Annotated in this window: 3 protein-coding genes; 1 reads left to right on the top strand and 2 read right to left on the bottom strand. The window is 73.4% G+C overall.

What is annotated here, in order from left to right; genetic code table 11:
- Positions 1-19 precede the first annotated feature (19 nt).
- A complete protein-coding gene (locus VF468_23595; GenBank protein HEX5881274.1) occupies positions 20-307 on the top strand; it encodes a hypothetical protein in 288 nt (95 codons plus the stop codon).
- Between the two features lie 3 nt (positions 308-310).
- Here VF468_23595 and VF468_23590 read toward each other — a convergent pair whose 3' ends face one another.
- Positions 311-1,555, bottom strand: coding sequence for a PQQ-dependent sugar dehydrogenase (locus VF468_23590; GenBank protein HEX5881273.1), 1,245 nt, complete (start codon positions 1,553-1,555; stop codon positions 311-313).
- 32 nt (positions 1,556-1,587) lie between these two features.
- Positions 1,588-2,024, bottom strand: a 437-nt coding sequence (locus VF468_23585) for a LuxR C-terminal-related transcriptional regulator (GenBank protein ID HEX5881272.1), incomplete at its 5' end; no start/stop codon positions are given.

Genomic DNA, 2,024 nt, shown 5'->3' with positions numbered 1-2,024 from the left:
CGAGGACTGAGCGCGCTCGATGACCGAGCTTCCTCCGCCGCGCAAGCCGCTGGAGAAGGCCTCCCCGTGGCCGTTCGTCGGCATGATCGGGATGGCCTGCGTGGCCTTCCTGATCGGTGCCAGCGTGCTGGCGGCGCCGTGGTTCGTGGTGCTGGTGCTGTCCCTGCTCTGGGTGGTCACGCTGGTCGTCGCGCTGGTCTGGTGGTCGCGGCACCCCACCTGGTTGCCGTGGCTGCCGCTGGGGTTGGCCGTGGCCTGGATCGGCAGCGTCGCGGGGGGCGCCGCGCTGTTCGGCTGGGGAGCCTGAGACCTACCGGGGGCTGACCCGCAGGATCGCGTCGTTGCCGCTGTCGTTGTCGGTGGTGAGCAGCAGCGAGCGGTCCGGCGTCAGGGTCACCGAGCGGAGCCGACCGAGCTGGCGCAGCTTCTTCGGCGACCGGGTCCACTCCAGCTGGCCACGGTCGTCGAACTTCATGAACACCAGCCGGCTGGCCTTGAGGGCCGCCACCGCCAGCGTGCCGCTCAACCGGCCCCACCTCCTGCCGTAGACCCAGGTCGCGCCCGAGGTCGCCAGCGTCGGCTCGCCGGAGCTCCACCGCGCGGGGATCTGCCGGCCCGGCAGTGACTGATCGGTCATCGGCACCGACTCGTCGTAGCCGGGCACCGGGTGCCAGCCGTAGTCGCCACCGGGCCGGAGCCGGTTGACCTCGTCGTCTCGGGAGGAACCGTGCTCGACCGACCACAGCGTCCCGTCCTTGCGCTGGGCCAGGCCCTGGACGTTGCGGTGACCGTAGGTGAAGACGTAGCGCTTGTTCTCGTCGTGCGCCTTCGCGAACGGATTGCCGGGCCACGGTTTCCCGGTGGCGGGATCGAGCCGCAACGTCTTGCCACCCAGCGACCTCAGGTCGTGCGGGTTGGTGCCGACAGCAGCGTCACCGGTGCCGACCAGGAGGGCGCCGTTGTCCGCGATCAGCAGCCGGCAGCCACCGTGCCGGCCGCTCGTCGTCGGGAACCCGGCGACCAGGGTCTCGACCCGGGTCGCCGCCGTCACCTCGGAATCTAGCTCCCACGCCACCACCCGGATGTCGTGCCCACCGCGGGAGGTGCGCCAGCCCGAGCAGGTGTAGAAGCGGCGGTTGTCCGCGAAGTCGGGATCGACCTCCAGCGACATCAGACCGGTCTCACCGGAGACCCAGATGCTCTCCTCGGGGAACCTCACGGTCCGCCGCGCGCCGTCGCGGTACGCCGAGAGCCGGGCCCGGTCGCGCTCGGTGACCAGGAGCGTGCCGCCCGGCAGCCGCTTCACGTCCCAGGGGTGGTCGAGGCCGGTCACGACGCGTCGTACGCGCAGCGCCGGCTGCGACCGGGATCGCGGCGCGGCCGTCGCGGAGCCGTCGGGCGTGCGCTGCGGCGTGACCGACTTCGTGGCGGCCGGGTGGCTCGAGCCGGCCGGGGTCGGCCCGCCCGGGGGAGTGGTGCCCCGGTGGTCGGCGGCGCACGCCGGGGCCGCGGGGGCCACCAGGACGAGGGCGAGAGCCACGAGGAGAAGGCGCATGCTTCACGGTAACCGGCGGCGCCGCGGGTGGCCTACCGCCAACCGGAGCGGTGGGCGAGGGCCACCGCCTCCAGCTGGGAGGAGACTCCCAGCTTGGTCAGCACCGCCCGGACCTGGCTGCGGACCGTGGCCTCGGACACGACCCAGCCGCGGGCGATCGAGCTGACGGGCCGTCCGTCGGACAGTGCTCGCAGCACCCTGGCCTCGCGGTCCGTGAGCTGCGCGAAGGGCGCCAGCAGCGCGGCGCGCTCGTCCCGGGCGCGGCGGGCCAGGTTGACGAGCTGCATCCGGTCCAGCGGCGTCATCAGGTCGTCGCCGCGGGCCGCGGCGACCACCGCCGCGAGCAGGTCCGTGAACGGGAGGCCCTTGTCGATGATCCCCGAGGCGCCCTGCTCCAGCGTGGTGGCGCGGAGGTCCGGGTCGGACGACGCGGTCACCACGATCACGCGGGGCCCGATCCGCAGCAGCG

It is taken from the genome of Actinomycetota bacterium, from assembly GCA_036280995.1.
Classification (GTDB): Bacteria; Actinomycetota; CALGFH01; order CALGFH01; family CALGFH01; genus CALGFH01.
The sequence above is the reverse complement of the archived record's forward strand: the minus strand, read 5'-3'. Positions and strand labels throughout refer to the sequence as shown.